The following is a 15252-nucleotide window of genomic DNA, read 5'->3' as shown; positions in this document are numbered from 1 at the left end:
ATTTGTTATATTCTTAACACATTTTTCATCAAAAAATGCAAATAACAATCCTTGGAATACAATTAAGAAGTGGTAATCATATTTATAAAATCAGTTTCAGACAGGATTGGAATATTTAATTTATTTGCTTTTTCTAATTTAGCTGGCCCCATATTATCCCCCGCAACAACATAATCTGTTTTAGATGAAATCGAACTACCTACTTTTCCTCCATTATCCTCTATAGCATTTTTAAGTTCATCTCTAGAGAATTGTGTAAACACACCAGAAACCACAAAGGTTTTTCCTTCGAGGATAGTTGTAGCATTCAGATTTACTTTTTCTACAATTTCAAATTGAACACCATAATTTTTTAAGCGACTTATAATCACTTTATTCTCTTCATTTTCGAAAAAATCAACTACGCTTTGCGCAATTCGTTCTCCAATTTCGTCCACTAAAACTAAATCCATCAATGTTGCCTTAGTTAAAGCATCAATGTTTTTGTAATGCTTAGCTAATTTTTTAGCTACTGTTTCTCCTACATAACGAATTCCCAAAGCATACAAAACACTTTCAAAAGGAATTGCTGTCGATTTTTTCACACCATTTACTAAATTCTCTGCAGATTTTTGCGCCATACGTTCCAAAGGCAAAATATCCTCAACTTTCAATTCGTATAAATCGGCATAATTGTGAACCAGATTATTATTATACAACAAAGCCACCGTCTCACCACCCAAACCTTCAATATCCATCGCTTTACGGGAAATGAAATGCTGAATTCTCCCTATAATTTGCGGAGGACATCCGTAAAAATTAGGACAATAATGATTCGCTTCTCCATCATTTCTAACCAATTCGGTTTGACATTCCGGACAATGCGTGATGTAAATGGTTGGCACTGAATTTTCAGGTCGTTTCGCTAAATCAACCGCTATAATTTTTGGGATAATCTCTCCTCCTTTTTCAACAAAAACAGAATCTCCAATTCGGATATCCAATTTTTCAATTTGATCAGCATTATGCAAAGAAGCTCGTTTTACAATGGTCCCAGCTAATTGTACTGGTTCCAAATTTGCCACAGGAGTAATAGCTCCCGTTCTTCCAACCTGATAGGAAATAGACTCTAATCTGGTAGCAACCTGTTCCGATTTAAACTTATACGCAATAGCCCAACGAGGCGACTTTGCCGTATAACCTAACTCCTCTTGATAATAACAATTATCAACCTTTACAACCACACCATCGGTTTCATAAGGTAAATCATGACGATGCACATCCCAATAATCGATAAATTCAAAAACCTCTTGCATATTAGAGGCAAACTTATACTGCTTCTTTTCTTTTTTAGGAACTTTAAACCCCCAATTATTAGCATACTCCAAAGCTTCATGTTGAGAAGACCAACAAACTTCACTAGCTCCTGTCATAAAATACAATAAACACTCTAAAGGACGTTTAGCTACTTCAGCACTATCTTGTAATTTCAAACTACCGGAAGCTGTATTTCTAGGATTCGAATAAGGGGTTTCGCCAATTTCAATCAATTCTTGATTCATTTTTTCAAAACCAGCAAAAGGCAAAATAATTTCGCCTCGAATATCAAACTTTTCAGGATAACCACTACCCTTTAATTGTAATGGAATGGATTTTATAGTTTTAATATTATTTGTTACATCATCCCCTTGAAAACCATCTCCACGAGTGACTGCACGAAGTAACTTTCCATTTTCGTAAGTTATACTAATTGACGCACCATCATACTTTAATTCACAAGTATATTGCAAATCGACATCACCTAAAACTTTTTGAATTCGGGTTTCCCAATCCAATAAATCTTCTTTAGAATAGGAATTATCCAAAGAATACATTCGATACGTATGCGTAACAGTTTGGAAATTTTTAGTAATTGTACCACCCACCCTTTGCGTTGGCGAATTAGCATCAAAATACTCCGGATGTGAATTTTCTAGATCTTGAAGCTCTTTTAATTTGATATCAAACTCATAATCGGATATCGTTGGATTATCCAACACATAATAATTATAGTTATGAAGATCCAGTTCTTCTCTTAATTTTTGAATTGTATTTAGTACATCCATATAAAAAAATTGGTCATTTTAGTTACTGCAAACAGCGCACTAAAATAACCAATTTAATATAAAAAACATCTTATTTTAAGATTCAATAATAGAATTTATTTGTTTAAATAATTGTCCGTCGCTCAAGAAAGCACCTTGTTGAATTAATGAAAAAATTGATGTATTTCGCTCTTCCGTAAACACTTTTTTACCTACTTTCATTTCAATAGTTTCGGTAAACATATTATCACTAAGCCATTGCAAACCTTCTTTCGTCAAAAAGTCTACTTCTGGAACTAACGATTTTAAAACAATTGACTGAACGTAGCTATCAAATGCTTGAAACAAGAAAATATGATTTTTAGAAAAATGCTCTAAATATTCCGCCTTTGATAAAACTCCTTCCCAAATTAAATCAGAAAAAACATCTAATTCTTGCTCTGCCACTTCTGGCTTTTCAACTTTAATTTTATCCCACTCTGCCTTATCAATAGATTGAGTCGCTAAAAAGTTAGTAAACTCTGGATGCAATTCTTCAAACTGTTCTTTGGTTAATCTTGAATATTTCATTAATGTTAAATATTTTTTTGCGCCTAAATCCAGACACAGAAATTAATTATAAAAAAAAATCCCGATTTGCATCGGGATTTTAGTATAAGTGATAAGAAATTATGCTTTTTCAGCAACAATTTCGTAAGGTAAGTCAACGATAACATCTCTGTGTAATCTTACTGTAGCTGAATATTTACCAGTACGTTTAACAATTCCACTAGTGATGAATTTTCTTTCGATAGTTTGACCTGCTTTTTCTAAAGCTTCAACGATGTCGATATTTGTGATTGAACCAAATAATTTTTCACCTCCTGCTTTAGCAGCGATTTTAATTTCAAGAGCTTTCAAAGCTTCAGCAGTAGCTTTAGCATCAGCAATAATTTTAGCTTCTTTGTGCGCTCTTTGTTTTAGGTTTTCAGCTAATACTTTTTTAGCAGAAGCAGTAGCTAACTGAGCAAATCCTTGTGGGATTAAGTAGTTACGACCGTATCCGTTTTTTACAGTTACGATATCATCTTTAAAACCTAAGTTTTGAACGTCTTTCTTTAAAATAAGTTCCATGTTGTTGTCCTTGTATTTTAGAAGTTAGCCCGCCAACGGCGAGGCAACAACTTAATTAATTATTATTATTTTAATAAGTCAGCCACATATGGCATTAAAGCTAAGTGACGAGCTCTTTTTACAGCTACAGACACTTTTCTTTGGTATTTCAAAGAAGTACCAGTTAAACGACGTGGTAAAATTTTACCTTGCTCGTTTACAAATTTCAATAAGAAATCAGCATCTTTATAATCTACATATTTGATACCTGATTTTTTGAAACGACAATACTTTTTAGTTTTGTTAGTTTCGATATTTAAAGGAGTAAGATATCTGATATCTCCGTCTTTTTTTCCTGAAGCAGATTGTTGTAATGTTGCCATGATAATTAAGCTTTTTGAGATTTAAGTTTTGCTCTTCTTCTTTCAGCCCAAGAGATAGCATGTTTGTCAAGACTTACAGTTAAGAAACGCATAACTCTTTCGTCACGTCTAAATTCAGTTTCAAAAGCTACTAATACTTCAGGAGCTACTTTGAATTCGAATAAATGGTAAAAACCAGATTTTTTGTTTTGGATTTCGTAAGCCATTTTTTTAAGACCCCAATCCTCTTTAGCTACCATTTCTGCTCCTCTACTAGTAAGAAAATCTTCAAATTTGCTTACTGTTTCCTTTACCTGAACATCAGATAAAACGGGATTTAAAATGAAAACAGTTTCATAATAATTCATAAGAAATAATTTATTTTGTTAAATTGGCTGCAAAAATAGTTCTTTTTATTCAACCACCAAATTTAATTTTAAAAAATATCGATGTAATACATTTTTATTCGATGTAATGCAAAAAAAATCGACAAACATTAGTTTTTTAAAAAAAATGTATTTACTTTTACACTACCAAATCTTTAAATCAAATAATTATGAAACTAAATTGTGTCGTAGTTGATGACAGTTCGATACAAAGGATGATCATCGCAAAATTAGTAAATAATCACCCAAACCTACACTTAGTGGGGGATTTTTCTAATGCAATTGAAGCTAAGAGCTGCATGTCTGTAAACAATGTAGACCTTATATTCCTTGATGTAGAAATGCCTGTTATTAGTGGTTTTGACTTTTTAGATGGTCTAAAAACCAAACCACAAATTATTTTTATTACTTCAAAGGCTGAATATGCCTTAAAAGCTTTTGATTATGACGCAACTGATTATCTACAAAAACCTATCGCTGTAGATCGTTTTAATGCTTCTGTAAAAAGAGCTTTAGACCTTTATCTTCTTAAACAAGATATTAAAGAAGAAGAAGGAGAACACATCTTTATAAAAAGTAATTTAAAAAAGTTAAAAATATTCACTGCTAGAATTAAATGGATAGAAGCTTTTGGAGATTATGTTAGAGTAGTTACTGAAGACGATAGCCACTTAGTGCTTTCTACCATGAAATCTTTTGAAAATGACTTGCCAAGGAAAAAATTTGTACGTGTTCATAAATCCTACATTATAAACATTGACAAAGTTGAACGTTTCAATAGTAAATTTGCTGAAATTGGAACCACTAAAATTCCATTAAGCAGAAACAAGAAAGAAGACTTAATCAAAGCTCTTTCTTACGCTTAAAAAAATATTAATAAAAGTCTACATTTAAAGTAACTTTTACAGCTCTAAAAGCAGCTACACTCTCAAAACTATTCAATATTTTTTGGATAGTTTTTTTTGTACCCAATACGGAGACCTCTTGAGGAATTTTTACCATTATAGTTCTGATATATTCATTCCTGATTCTATTAATAGGTGGCTCCTCTGGCCCAAGAACTGGAATTCCTAAATTTTGAGACAAAACTTGATACAACCACATAGAAGCTTCTTTTAATTTATTAAAGTCACGATGTTTTAAACTTAATTTAATAATTCTAAAATAAGGCGGATATTTATAAATTAAACGATCATACAATTGTTCTTTATACATTCCTAAGTAATCATTATTAGTAACTTGTTGAATCGTATTATGTAGCGGATTATAGGTTTGAATAATTACTTTTCCTTGTTTTTCTGAACGACCTGCACGACCAGCAACCTGTACCATGGTTTGAAAGCTTCTTTCAAAAGCTCTAAAATCAGGATGATAAAGCATATTATCTGCATTCATGATTCCTACCAAACTCACATTATCAAAATCCAATCCTTTTGCTAACATTTGGGTTCCAACCATAATATCAATTTCTCTGTTTTTGAAACTATCGATAATTTTTTCAAAACCAAATTTTCCTCGAGTAGTATCCTGATCCATCCTTCCTATTTTCCGTTCTGGAAATAATTGAATCAATTCTTGCTGAATTTGCTCAGTACCAAATCCTTTAGTCGTTAAATCGATTCCTGAACAGCTATGACAACGGGTAGGTTTAGCAATCGAATAGCCACAATAATGACAACGCAATTCGTTTTTATGCTTGTGATAGGTTAAACTCACATCGCATTGTTGACATTGAGGAACATGACCACAAGTCATACATTCTAACAAAGGCGAATACCCTCTCCTATTTTGGAACAATATCACTTGTTCTCCCGAAGATACAGCTGTCGCTATCGCATCGATTAAAACATCACTAAAATGTCCCGTCATTCGCTTTCGAAAATACTTATCCTTTAAATCGACTAATTCGATTTCTGGCAACATTACATTTCCATAACGCGCTTTAAGTTCCACTAAAGCATATTTCCCTGTTGTAGTATTATAATAGGACTCTATACTTGGCGTAGCCGAACCTAACAAAACCTTTGCTTCAAAAAAACTAGCCAACACAATTGCAGCGTCACGGGCGTGATATCTGGGTGCGGGATCCATTTGCTTAAAAGTTTGCTCGTGTTCTTCATCAACTATAATAAAACCTAGATTTGAAAAAGGTAAAAATAATGCCGAACGAGCCCCAATGACTATTTGTGCTTTTTCTGAATTACTTAAAACCTGATTCCAAACTTCTACTCGTTCATTATTATTGTATTTGGAGTGAAAAACCGCCACTTTGTTTCCAAAATGCGCCTGCAAACGAGAAACCAATTGAGTGGTAAGAGCAATTTCTGGCAACAAATACAATATTTGTTGTCCAGTTGCTAAATAATCTTCTATCAGCTTAATGTAAATTTCTGTTTTTCCACTCGAAGTTACTCCGTGTAACAAACAAACTTCTTTATCTAAGAAACTGTTTTTAATTCCATCAAAAGCTTGAAGTTGCGCTTCACTTAATTTTAATAATGCATCGTTAGATTCACCCTTATAATTTACTCGATCTTCTTGAATGAAATAATCCTCTAAAATTTGCTTTTCAATTAAAGCCTTTACTACCGCCGCTGTACTCCCTGATGCTTCGGTTAATTCTTTTACTGCAATGGGTTTATTATGATTTCTAGCACTAAGTTGGAAATAAGAAAGTACAATTTCTCGTTGTTTTGCAGCATTTTTTAAGACTTCTAATAATTGAGACAATCCTTCATTAGATTCGTACTGGGAATGTAATCGAATATATCGAACTAATTTAGGCTTGTACGATTCTTGGATTTCATCTTGCAAAACCACAATATTCTTATCAATCATTTTTTGAATAATGGGAAAAATATTTTTTTTATTCAAAATTCCCATCACATCCTGTACTCGCAAAGAAGATTGTTGTTGCAACGCCTGAAAGACCAAAAACTCATCGTCAGTTAACAAACTTTCGTCCACAAAACCTCTGACTTTTTGAGTAATCAAAGTTTCGTTTTCCAATAATAATGCACTAGGAATTGCACCACGATACACATCGCCGATGGCACACATATAATACGAAGCAATCCATTGCCAATGTTTAATTTGATTTTCAGTAACAATAGGTTTTTCATCTAAGATTTGATGAATTTCTTTTGCTTCGTATAAAAGGGGTTGGTTTTGATGTAAATCGATTGCTAAAGCTGTGTATATTTTACTTTTCCCAAATGGAACTGCTATACGCATTCCTTTTTGTATATAATGGTATTCTGCTTCAGAAACACTATAGGTAAAGGTCTTAGCGAGTGCTAATGGCAAAATTACTTCAACAAAATACATCTATTATTACTTATTCTTTACTATTAAAAACCTACTCTCCACAAACCCTATTAATGTACCAGAGAATGTTCTTTCTTCTTTTTTAATTTATTCATTACCTCATTCAACTCAAAACCAAGCAATAATATCATACAGTTAATCCAAATGTAAAACATAACAATTAGTAATGTTCCTATAGAACCATACAATTCATTGTATTTTGAAAACTTAATTACCCAAACCCCGAAGAAATAAGAACTAATAATCGTTAAAATAGTAGTAAACACAGAACCTATGGATATAAAAGAACGATTTTCTTGATTTTTAGTTCCAAATTTAAACAGCACAGAAGTCGTAATTAAAATCATCAAAATCAAGAAAGCATAACGCCCCATTACAATTAACGGAATCTTTTCGCTTAAAAAATCTTTTGCGTTGAGATGTTGAATTACAACTTCAAACACAACGATTATTGCCACAGTAAGTATCAACAAAAAAGCCATAAACAATGACATACCTAAGGCTACTAAATATTGATGTAAAAATCCTCGTTTAACTAATACGTGCTTAGAATTTTCAAAGCCTCCTAAAATAGCATTCAATCCATTAGCCATCAACAAAATGGATAATAAAAAACCTGAAGAAACTAATCCAGAGTGACTATTATGCAAGATATCGTTAATGATATTTTTAATAGCATAAAAAGTATTAGGCGGGACTCCATCGGCAACAAATTCTAAAAAATCATCCTGAAAACCCTCAATAGGAATATAAGGTATTAAGTTTAAAATAAATAATGCAAAAGGAAACAATGCCATAAAAAAACTAAATGCAATCGCTCCCGCACGATTAGACAAAGCACCTTCGGTAAGTCCTATGATGTACAATTCTAATAAATCATACAAAGACATCCCGCTTAGTCTTTTCAACTTCACTTTTTTTGCCCAATTGACAAAATTGCGAACTACTGGAATTTTTCTTAGCCTTTCTTCTATTTCTACTGACATTAATTAATTGTATTTTCTTTGGCAATTATTCGATTGCCTTTAAACTCAAATCCATATTATAAATAGAATGGGTCAATGCTCCAGAAGAAATATAATTGACACCACATTCAGCATACAAACGAATCGTTTCTTCATTGATATTTCCTGATGATTCTGTCATTGAAGCATTTCCAATATAAGCAACAGCCTTTTTAGTCATTTCGTAATCAAAATTATCTAAAAGAATACGGTAAACACCACCTGCTGCAACAATTTCCTTTACTTCATCAAGGTCTCTTGCCTCAACAATAATTTTTAAATCACGGTTAGTCTCTTTCAAATATGCCTTGGTTTTAGCAATAGCCAAAGTAATTCCTCCAGCAAAATCAATATGATTGTCTTTTAGCATCACCATATCATACAAAGCAAAACGATGGTTCTCCCCTCCTCCAATTTTCACTGCCCATTTTTCGGCTACACGAAAACCAGGGGTTGTTTTTCTAGTATCTAAAATTTTAGTATTGGTACCTTCTAACAATTGTACATAACTATTCGTTTTAGTTGCAATTGCCGACATTCTTTGCATTGAATTCAAAACCATTCGCTCTGCCTTTAAAATAGATTGCGAACTTCCAGAAACATGAAAAACCACATCTCCATATTGCACTGGAGTTCCATCTTCGATAAAGGTTTCCACTTTCAAATTAGCGTCAACATAATTAAAAATCATTTTAGCAAATTCTACTCCAGCAATAATTCCATTGTCTTTCACTAAAAGTTTGGCTTTACCTTGCGCTGATGAAGGAATACAGGCTAATGAACTATGATCTCCATCTCCTACATCCTCACGAATGGCATTTGCTATTAATACTTCTAACTCGTTTTGAAATTGTGCTTCGCTAATCATTTTTACTACAAATTTATATCTTGCTAAAGTAGAACATATTTTGTGGAATTGAAAATTTGTTTCTATTCCAACCAAAATTATTCCAAAGTAATTTTGAAAAGCAATTTATGTTTTACATTTGAAAAAAAATATAAGCATCACAAAGAAAACCATTGCAAAATGACTGATATCACCGCTGAAAACAACGAAATAATCAAATTAGTGTCTCAATATATCGATCTTAGTGTTACCCCTTTCAATAAGCCAGCAAAAACCGTTGTGAGAGTAGACAAACGCGATCCAATGTACGGAGGAAATGGAATTGTTTATTTGTTGCAAATGTTTGACGAAGGGGAATTAACCAACAATCGTATTGGTGCTTATATGGTCTTTTTAAATAAAGGCGACCAAGCGGGTTTTCACACTCATGGAACTCGAAATGAGGAAGAATTATATATTGTTATGCATGGCGAAGGCGAATATCTTGAAATGACAAAAAAAGACGGTATCATTCGTAAAAAAAATCTAAAAAAAGGAAGTATTACTGCGATGAGTGGCGAAGGTTTTCACTCCTTAACAAATACTACAGATTCTATTTTAATTGTATTTGTTATCACTACAAACAACCCAAAATAAAAATAAAAAGCAATGGTTTTATATCTTTGCTGCTTCGAAAATAATCCTAAAATGAACATCAAACTTCTCGCCATTGGCAAAACAGATAACAAAGCATTACAAAGTTTAATTGACGACTACACCAAACGTTTGTCTTTTTATATCAAATTTGATTTGGAAATTATTCCTGATATTAAAAATGTAAAAAACTTATCCGAAAGCCAACAAAAAGAAAAAGAAAGCGAATTAATTTTGTCCAAAATTAGTTCATCAGATCAATTAATTTTATTGGATGAAAACGGAAAAAACTTTTCCAGCTTAGGGTTTTCGGAAGAATTACAAAAGAAAATGAATTCAGGAATTAAAACCTTGGTTTTTGTAATTGGAGGGCCTTATGGTTTTTCGGATACTGTTTATGCTAAAGCACAAGGCAAAATTTCACTTTCTAAAATGACTTTTTCTCACCAAATGGTACGTTTATTTTTCATCGAACAACTATATCGCGGTTTTACGATTTTAAGAAACGAACCTTATCACCATCAATAGAAGTTAGAAGGCAGAATAAATAAACAATCCTAACCTAAAACTCATAACACTTAACACATAACTTTAATTAACAAACTCGTTAGGAGAAATAGGATTCACATTATACAAATCAAATTTTCGTAATAAAATCTTGTTTTGAATATATTCTCCATAAGACATGTTTTTATCAAATTGAACTACAAAACGAGGTTTAATTATAAACTGAATACTAAAAAATTCCTGTAATAAATCTGATTTTTTTACAAATCTTCCGTTAAGAGAAACCTTGTCACTCCCTTTTTTAAAAGCAATAACAAAATCATTTTTTTTAGGTTTTCTAAGATAATAATTCACTTTTGTAAAAGGAATAAAAGCCATATTTTTCTTGATAGAATCGGCATAAGCATAATAATTCTCAGCCTTTTCGTTTTTATGCGCTTTTTCTTTTCGCTTTTTTTCCTGCAATTTGATTACTTCAGGAACAACAATTTTTAATGGTAATCGTTTGTCAATATTAAAAATCCAATTGGTTGTAATAATACTATTGTTTCTATTGACTTCGACTAGTGTATCGTTATTTTGTTCTCTAAAAAACAAATAAATTGGCGAATGATCTTGAACATCATTAACCACAGTTGTATCCGATTTAGGAAGTAAAATATCTTCTTTATTTCCGCAAGAAAACAAAAAAGACAAAGCAATAAGACTAAAATATTTCATTTTAAGCATTCAATTTTTCAAACAATTTTACACACTCAACGGCTGCAGCTACATCGTGAACTCGTAAAATATGAGCTCCTTTTGTCAGCGCAAAAGTATTTAAAAAAGTAGTTCCATTCAAAGCTTCGTCAGCAGATATTTCTAGTGTTTTATAAATCATCGATTTTCTGGAAATACCAATTAAAATGGGCAATTCTAAATGATGTAATAATTGCATTTTTTGCATTACTTCATAATTCTGTTCTATTGTTTTTGCAAAACCAAAACCAGGATCAACAATTAAATCATTAATTCCTAAGCTTCTGGCTTGACTTATTTTTTGAGAGAAATAAAGAAGAATTTCTTTTATAATATCTTCATAATTAGTCAAACTTTGCATTGTTTGTGGTGTCCCACGCATGTGCATCATAATATACGGAACTTGATATTGAGCAATTATTTCGAGCATTTTATCATCTAAATTTCCTGCCGAAATATCATTAATTATAGCTGCTCCGTTTTCAATACAAGCGCTCGCCACTTTACTTCTAAAAGTATCAATAGAAAGTAAAATATCTGGAAATTTATTGACCAATAATTGAACAACTGGTAAAATACGATTTAACTCTTCTTCCTCCGAAACATATTCAGCACTAGGTTTACTCGAATAAGCCCCTACATCAATAAATGTGGCTCCTTCGTTAAGCATTTTTTCAACTTTAGCAATAATTTCATCGTCACTTGTATATTTTCCACCATCAAAAAAAGAATTTGGAGTAATGTTCAAAATCCCCATAACCTTAGGTTTTGATAAATCAACGAGCTTTCCTTTGCAATTTATGGTCATACTTTAATTAATTAATTTTATCTGTTTGGTATTTAAAGTTAGTAAAGTCTTAAAAACAATTAGTTTGTGAGAACTTTAAAATAGCAAACAATAAACATTTTAAATATTATCCCTATTTTTGGGAAAATTTTAGACAAATATACAGTAATAATAATGAAGAATACTTCTCAAGAATATGACAAAATAATTGAAATTTGTCGTTCCCTTTTCGTTAATAAAATGCAAGATTACGGAAGTGCTTGGCGCATTTTACGCATACCTTCTTTAACCGATCAAATTTTTATCAAAGCACAAAGAATTCGCAGTTTACAAGAAAATGAAGTTCGAAAAGTAGACGAAGATGAATCAAGTGAATTTATTGGTATCATCAACTATTCGATTATGGCTTTAATTCAATTAGAACTTGGAGTTGTAGACCAGCCAGATCTAAATGTTGAAAAAGCAAGTGAACTGTATGATGCCAAAGTACAATTGACCAAAGATTTAATGGAAGCAAAAAACCACGATTATGGTGAAGCTTGGAGAGAAATGCGTGTCAGTTCTTTAACTGATTTGATTTTGCAAAAATTACTTCGTGTAAAACAAATTGAAGACAACAAAGGAAAAACTCTTGTATCAGAAGGAATTGATGCTAATTACCAGGACATGATTAATTACTCTGTATTTGCATTAATATTAATGGGTTTTACTAATAACAAATAATACTATATGAAGAATTTCATCACACAATTTTCAAGACTATTTGTCGGTATTTTATTTATCATTTCCGGATTGATTAAATTAAATGATCCTATAGGTTTCTCCTATAAACTAGCAGAATATTTTAGTGAACCTGTTTTCAACCTACCCTTTTTAGAACCTATTAGCTTATATTTAGCCGTATTTTTGGTTATTGTAGAAGTCGTTTTAGGAATTATGTTACTCATAGGTTACAAAACCAAGTTGACCATTTGGAGTTTACTATTAATGATTGTATTCTTTACTTTCCTTACTTTTTATTCTGCTTATTTTAATGTGGTTAAAGATTGTGGTTGTTTTGGAGATGCCTTACACCTAACACCATGGGAATCATTTGGAAAAGACGTTATTTTATTAGTATTCATTCTTATTTTATTTGTTAACCAAAGACTTATCCGACCTTTATTTAATAACAATAATTTTCAAAATGCTATTGTATATTTAGGATTAGCCGTATGCATTTTCATAGCTTACATGGTTATCAACCATTTACCTTATATCGATTTTAGACCTTACAAAGTAGGCACTAATATTCAAAAGGGAATGGAAATTCCAGCAGGAGCGCCAACTCCTGTGGTAGAAATGATTTTTATTTACAAAGTAAATGGTACACTAAAAGAATTCAGTGAAAAAGATTTAATGAGTCTACCTGAAGGAGCTGAATTTGTAGATAGAAAAGACAAGATTATTAGCCAAGGTTACGTTCCTCCTATTCATGATTTTACAATGACAAAAGACAATTCAGATTATAAAGACGAATTGCTTCTAGAACCAAAATTAGTAATGATTGTTACTTATGATTTGAAATCGTCTAAAGAAGAAGGAATGCAAAAACTTAGCGCTATTGAAAAAGAGGCAACTTCTAAGGGATACAAGGTTATAGGTATGACCAACTCATCACAAGATGAAATTGCAAAAGCACAAAAAAAATACAATCTAAAATTTGATTTTTATACCTGCGACGCAATTGCACTCAAAACCGTAGAAAGAGCCAATCCAAGTATTGTAATTCTTAACAAAGGAACTATAAAACAAAAAGTACATTATAACGATACTGATAAACTAAAATTATAAATAGATTAAAGCTCCTAATTTTGTTCTGTAAAAAGACAATTAGGAGCTTTTTTAAGTTAAGTTAATCTAAAAAACACTGATTAAACCGTGCTTTTTAATCATTTTTGAATGAAAAAAATCGCCATTTTAATTAATTTATAAGTACTAGAAAACCAACTATTACGTTTTCATTGTCACTTTTATAACTCATACAACTGTATTTGTTATTTTTTTTAATAAAAATCAAAAAACAGCCCTATTCAAAATAGGTTTATTTTAACTTTGTCCCTATGAAGAAAATGAAAAACACAATTGCAATAGTATTGGTATTTATAACCTTATCTTGCTCAAAATCGAACGCTCAAAAAACAGCTTTTTCTAAAGTAGCACTAGCTGAATCTGTCTTAAACACTGATGGCTCTCCTATTGCTTTTAAAAAGATTTTATCACAAAACAAAGGAAAAAATGTTGTAATCAAAATTTGGGCATCTTGGTGTCGTGATTGTATAAAAGACATCCCGAAAGCTAAAGAAATACAAGCCGCTCATCCAGACGCTACCTACATTTACATTTCGATGGATGACACTGCCGAAAAATGGAAATATGGAATAGAAAAATACGATTTAAAAGGAATACATTATATGGCTAAAGACCAAATGAAAGGTATTTTTGCCAAAGCGATAGATTTAGACTGGATTCCAAGAACTATTATTATTGATAAAAAAGGAAAAATAGTTGTATATCGTGCTATTGAGACCGATTTTGAAAAAATAAACAATACATTAAGTCAATTAGAAAACGAAAATAATTAAAAACAAAATCAAATATAACACTACGAAAATGAGAAAAAAAATTGTAGCAGGAAACTGGAAAATGCACAAAAATGCAGCACAAACTAGCGAATTATTAAGCGAATTAATTGCTAAAGTGCCTGCTAACACTACAGCACAAGTAATTGTTGCGCCAACATTTGTAAACTTGGCTGCAGCAGTAAATCAACTAAAAGGAACTAACATTAGTGTTTCGGCTCAAAATGTTCATCAAACGGAAAGCGGTGCATTTACAGGAGAAATCTCTGCTGATATGTTAACTTCTGTTGGTGTAAACACAGTTATCCTTGGTCACTCTGAGCGTAGAGCTATTTTTCACGAAACTGATGCTTTAATTGCTGATAAAGTAAACACAGCGTTAAAACACGATATGACCGTAATTTTTTGCTTTGGAGAAGAATTAAAAGACCGTCAATCTAACAATCACTTCAACGTAGTTGAAAACCAATTAAAAGATGGATTATTCCAAATCGACGCTAAAGCTTGGGACAAAATTGTATTGGCTTACGAACCAGTTTGGGCTATTGGAACTGGAGAAACTGCTTCACCTGAACAAGCGCAAGAAATGCACGAATTTATCAGAGAAACGATCTTTAAAGCCTATGGTAAAGAAATCGCTGAAAATGCAACTATCCTTTACGGAGGTTCTGTAAAACCAGAAAATGCAAAAGAAATATTTTCTAAACCAGACGTAGACGGAGGTCTTATTGGTGGAGCTGCCTTAAAAGCAGATGATTTCGTAGCTATCGTTACAGCTATCTAATAAAATACTTTTTTTATAAGAATCCTCAATCACAGCCGTGATTGAGGATTTTTTGATTAATAAACAATACTCAAATACCACTATCATTAGAAATACGTTAT

At 31.8% G+C, this 15252-nt stretch carries 17 protein-coding genes; 7 read left to right on the top strand and 10 right to left on the bottom strand.

The genetic code is table 11. The features are described from left to right. Positions 1–62: 62 nt before the first annotated feature. The 5 genes from ligA to rpsF form a co-directional block, all read right to left on the bottom strand. Positions 63–2084 (bottom strand): NAD-dependent DNA ligase LigA, encoded by a 2022-nt coding sequence (ligA, locus tag ACFPTQ_RS09285; protein ID WP_379776701.1) that lies wholly within the window; start codon positions 2082–2084, stop codon positions 63–65. 75 nt (positions 2085–2159) lie between these two features. Then, complete coding sequence (locus ACFPTQ_RS09280; protein WP_278035534.1) at positions 2160–2633, bottom strand: DUF6495 family protein; 474 nt, start codon at positions 2631–2633, stop codon at positions 2160–2162. A 99-nt stretch (positions 2634–2732) separates the two neighbouring features. After that, positions 2733–3176 (bottom strand): 50S ribosomal protein L9, encoded by a 444-nt coding sequence (rplI, locus tag ACFPTQ_RS09275; RefSeq protein WP_379776698.1) that lies wholly within the window; start codon positions 3174–3176, stop codon positions 2733–2735. Between the two features lie 65 nt (positions 3177–3241). After that, on the bottom strand, positions 3242–3538 hold the full coding sequence (gene rpsR, locus ACFPTQ_RS09270) for a 30S ribosomal protein S18 (protein ID WP_026715037.1): 297 nt from the start codon (positions 3536–3538) through the stop codon (positions 3242–3244). 5 nt (positions 3539–3543) lie between these two features. Continuing rightward, positions 3544–3885, bottom strand: coding sequence for a 30S ribosomal protein S6 (rpsF, locus tag ACFPTQ_RS09265; protein ID WP_379776695.1), 342 nt, complete (start codon positions 3883–3885; stop codon positions 3544–3546). Between the two features lie 188 nt (positions 3886–4073). Between rpsF and ACFPTQ_RS09260 the strand changes: the two genes are divergently transcribed. Beyond that, positions 4074–4769, top strand: a complete 696-nt coding sequence (locus ACFPTQ_RS09260; RefSeq protein WP_379776692.1) for a LytR/AlgR family response regulator transcription factor — start codon at positions 4074–4076, stop codon at positions 4767–4769. 7 nt (positions 4770–4776) lie between these two features. Here the strand turns inward: ACFPTQ_RS09260 and priA are convergent, their stop codons facing one another. The 3 genes from priA to nadC are packed head-to-tail and all read right to left on the bottom strand — an operon-like array spanning position 4777 to position 9102. Continuing rightward, positions 4777–7230 (bottom strand): replication restart helicase PriA, encoded by a 2454-nt coding sequence (priA, locus tag ACFPTQ_RS09255; RefSeq protein WP_379776689.1) that lies wholly within the window; start codon positions 7228–7230, stop codon positions 4777–4779. Positions 7231–7280: 50 nt separating this feature from the next. Beyond that, positions 7281–8216, bottom strand: a complete 936-nt coding sequence (locus ACFPTQ_RS09250; protein WP_379776686.1) for a YihY/virulence factor BrkB family protein — start codon at positions 8214–8216, stop codon at positions 7281–7283. 25 nt (positions 8217–8241) lie between these two features. Then, a complete protein-coding gene (gene nadC, locus ACFPTQ_RS09245; protein WP_379776683.1) occupies positions 8242–9102 on the bottom strand; it encodes a carboxylating nicotinate-nucleotide diphosphorylase in 861 nt (286 codons plus the stop codon). Positions 9103–9261: 159 nt separating this feature from the next. On the opposite strand from nadC, the gene ACFPTQ_RS09240 reads away from it, so the two are divergent. Continuing rightward, positions 9262–9717 carry a cupin domain-containing protein gene (locus ACFPTQ_RS09240; RefSeq protein ID WP_379776680.1) on the top strand — a complete coding sequence of 152 codons (456 nt, stop codon included), beginning with the start codon at positions 9262–9264 and terminating at the stop codon, positions 9715–9717. A 51-nt stretch (positions 9718–9768) separates the two neighbouring features. Then, entirely contained in the window at positions 9769–10242 is a 474-nt protein-coding gene (rlmH, locus tag ACFPTQ_RS09235) for a 23S rRNA (pseudouridine(1915)-N(3))-methyltransferase RlmH (protein ID WP_379776677.1), read from the top strand. Between the two features lie 63 nt (positions 10243–10305). On the opposite strand, the gene ACFPTQ_RS09230 is transcribed toward rlmH, so the two are convergent. Beyond that, a complete protein-coding gene (locus ACFPTQ_RS09230; protein WP_379776674.1) occupies positions 10306–10941 on the bottom strand; it encodes a hypothetical protein in 636 nt (211 codons plus the stop codon). A gap of 1 nt (position 10942) precedes the next feature. Beyond that, the gene (gene folP, locus ACFPTQ_RS09225; RefSeq protein WP_379776672.1) at positions 10943–11767 is read right to left on the bottom strand and encodes a dihydropteroate synthase; all 825 of its coding nucleotides are present in this window, start codon (positions 11765–11767) and stop codon (positions 10943–10945) included. Positions 11768–11920: 153 nt separating this feature from the next. Between folP and ACFPTQ_RS09220 the strand changes: the two genes are divergently transcribed. The 4 genes from ACFPTQ_RS09220 (at position 11921) to tpiA (ending at position 15151) form a co-directional block, all read left to right on the top strand. After that, entirely contained in the window at positions 11921–12469 is a 549-nt protein-coding gene (locus ACFPTQ_RS09220) for a DUF1599 domain-containing protein (protein WP_379776670.1), read from the top strand. A gap of 6 nt (positions 12470–12475) precedes the next feature. Continuing rightward, positions 12476–13579, top strand: a complete 1104-nt coding sequence (locus ACFPTQ_RS09215) for a BT_3928 family protein (RefSeq protein WP_379776667.1) — start codon at positions 12476–12478, stop codon at positions 13577–13579. Positions 13580–13848: 269 nt separating this feature from the next. After that, positions 13849–14370, top strand: coding sequence for a TlpA family protein disulfide reductase (locus ACFPTQ_RS09210; protein ID WP_379776665.1), 522 nt, complete (start codon positions 13849–13851; stop codon positions 14368–14370). Between the two features lie 28 nt (positions 14371–14398). Beyond that, entirely contained in the window at positions 14399–15151 is a 753-nt protein-coding gene (gene tpiA, locus ACFPTQ_RS09205; RefSeq protein WP_379776663.1) for a triose-phosphate isomerase, read from the top strand. Positions 15152–15252 lie beyond the last annotated feature (101 nt).

This window comes from Flavobacterium sp. GCM10022190 (assembly GCF_042656445.1).
GTDB lineage: Bacteria > Bacteroidota > Bacteroidia > Flavobacteriales > Flavobacteriaceae > Flavobacterium > Flavobacterium nitratireducens.
Note: the sequence above shows the minus strand (reverse complement) of the source record. Positions and strands in the feature narration are given on the sequence as shown.

What these genes read in the sequence shown, in the direction of transcription:
- ligA (WP_379776701.1), bottom strand. Translation starts at nt 2,084, where the DNA reads ATGGATGTACTAAATACAATTCAAAAATTAAGAGAAGAACTGGATCTT.
- ACFPTQ_RS09280 (WP_278035534.1), bottom strand. Translation starts at nt 2,633, where the DNA reads ATGAAATATTCAAGATTAACCAAAGAACAGTTTGAAGAATTGCATCCA.
- rplI (WP_379776698.1), bottom strand. Translation starts at nt 3,176, where the DNA reads ATGGAACTTATTTTAAAGAAAGACGTTCAAAACTTAGGTTTTAAAGAT.
- rpsR (WP_026715037.1), bottom strand. Translation starts at nt 3,538, where the DNA reads ATGGCAACATTACAACAATCTGCTTCAGGAAAAAAAGACGGAGATATC.
- rpsF (WP_379776695.1), bottom strand. Translation starts at nt 3,885, where the DNA reads ATGAATTATTATGAAACTGTTTTCATTTTAAATCCCGTTTTATCTGAT.
- ACFPTQ_RS09260 (WP_379776692.1), top strand. Translation starts at nt 4,074, where the DNA reads ATGAAACTAAATTGTGTCGTAGTTGATGACAGTTCGATACAAAGGATG.
- priA (WP_379776689.1), bottom strand. Translation starts at nt 7,230, where the DNA reads ATGTATTTTGTTGAAGTAATTTTGCCATTAGCACTCGCTAAGACCTTT.
- ACFPTQ_RS09250 (WP_379776686.1), bottom strand. Translation starts at nt 8,216, where the DNA reads ATGTCAGTAGAAATAGAAGAAAGGCTAAGAAAAATTCCAGTAGTTCGC.
- nadC (WP_379776683.1), bottom strand. Translation starts at nt 9,102, where the DNA reads ATGATTAGCGAAGCACAATTTCAAAACGAGTTAGAAGTATTAATAGCA.
- ACFPTQ_RS09240 (WP_379776680.1), top strand. Translation starts at nt 9,262, where the DNA reads ATGACTGATATCACCGCTGAAAACAACGAAATAATCAAATTAGTGTCT.
- rlmH (WP_379776677.1), top strand. Translation starts at nt 9,769, where the DNA reads ATGAACATCAAACTTCTCGCCATTGGCAAAACAGATAACAAAGCATTA.
- ACFPTQ_RS09230 (WP_379776674.1), bottom strand. Translation starts at nt 10,941, where the DNA reads ATGAAATATTTTAGTCTTATTGCTTTGTCTTTTTTGTTTTCTTGCGGA.
- folP (WP_379776672.1), bottom strand. Translation starts at nt 11,767, where the DNA reads ATGACCATAAATTGCAAAGGAAAGCTCGTTGATTTATCAAAACCTAAG.
- ACFPTQ_RS09220 (WP_379776670.1), top strand. Translation starts at nt 11,921, where the DNA reads ATGAAGAATACTTCTCAAGAATATGACAAAATAATTGAAATTTGTCGT.
- ACFPTQ_RS09215 (WP_379776667.1), top strand. Translation starts at nt 12,476, where the DNA reads ATGAAGAATTTCATCACACAATTTTCAAGACTATTTGTCGGTATTTTA.
- ACFPTQ_RS09210 (WP_379776665.1), top strand. Translation starts at nt 13,849, where the DNA reads ATGAAGAAAATGAAAAACACAATTGCAATAGTATTGGTATTTATAACC.
- tpiA (WP_379776663.1), top strand. Translation starts at nt 14,399, where the DNA reads ATGAGAAAAAAAATTGTAGCAGGAAACTGGAAAATGCACAAAAATGCA.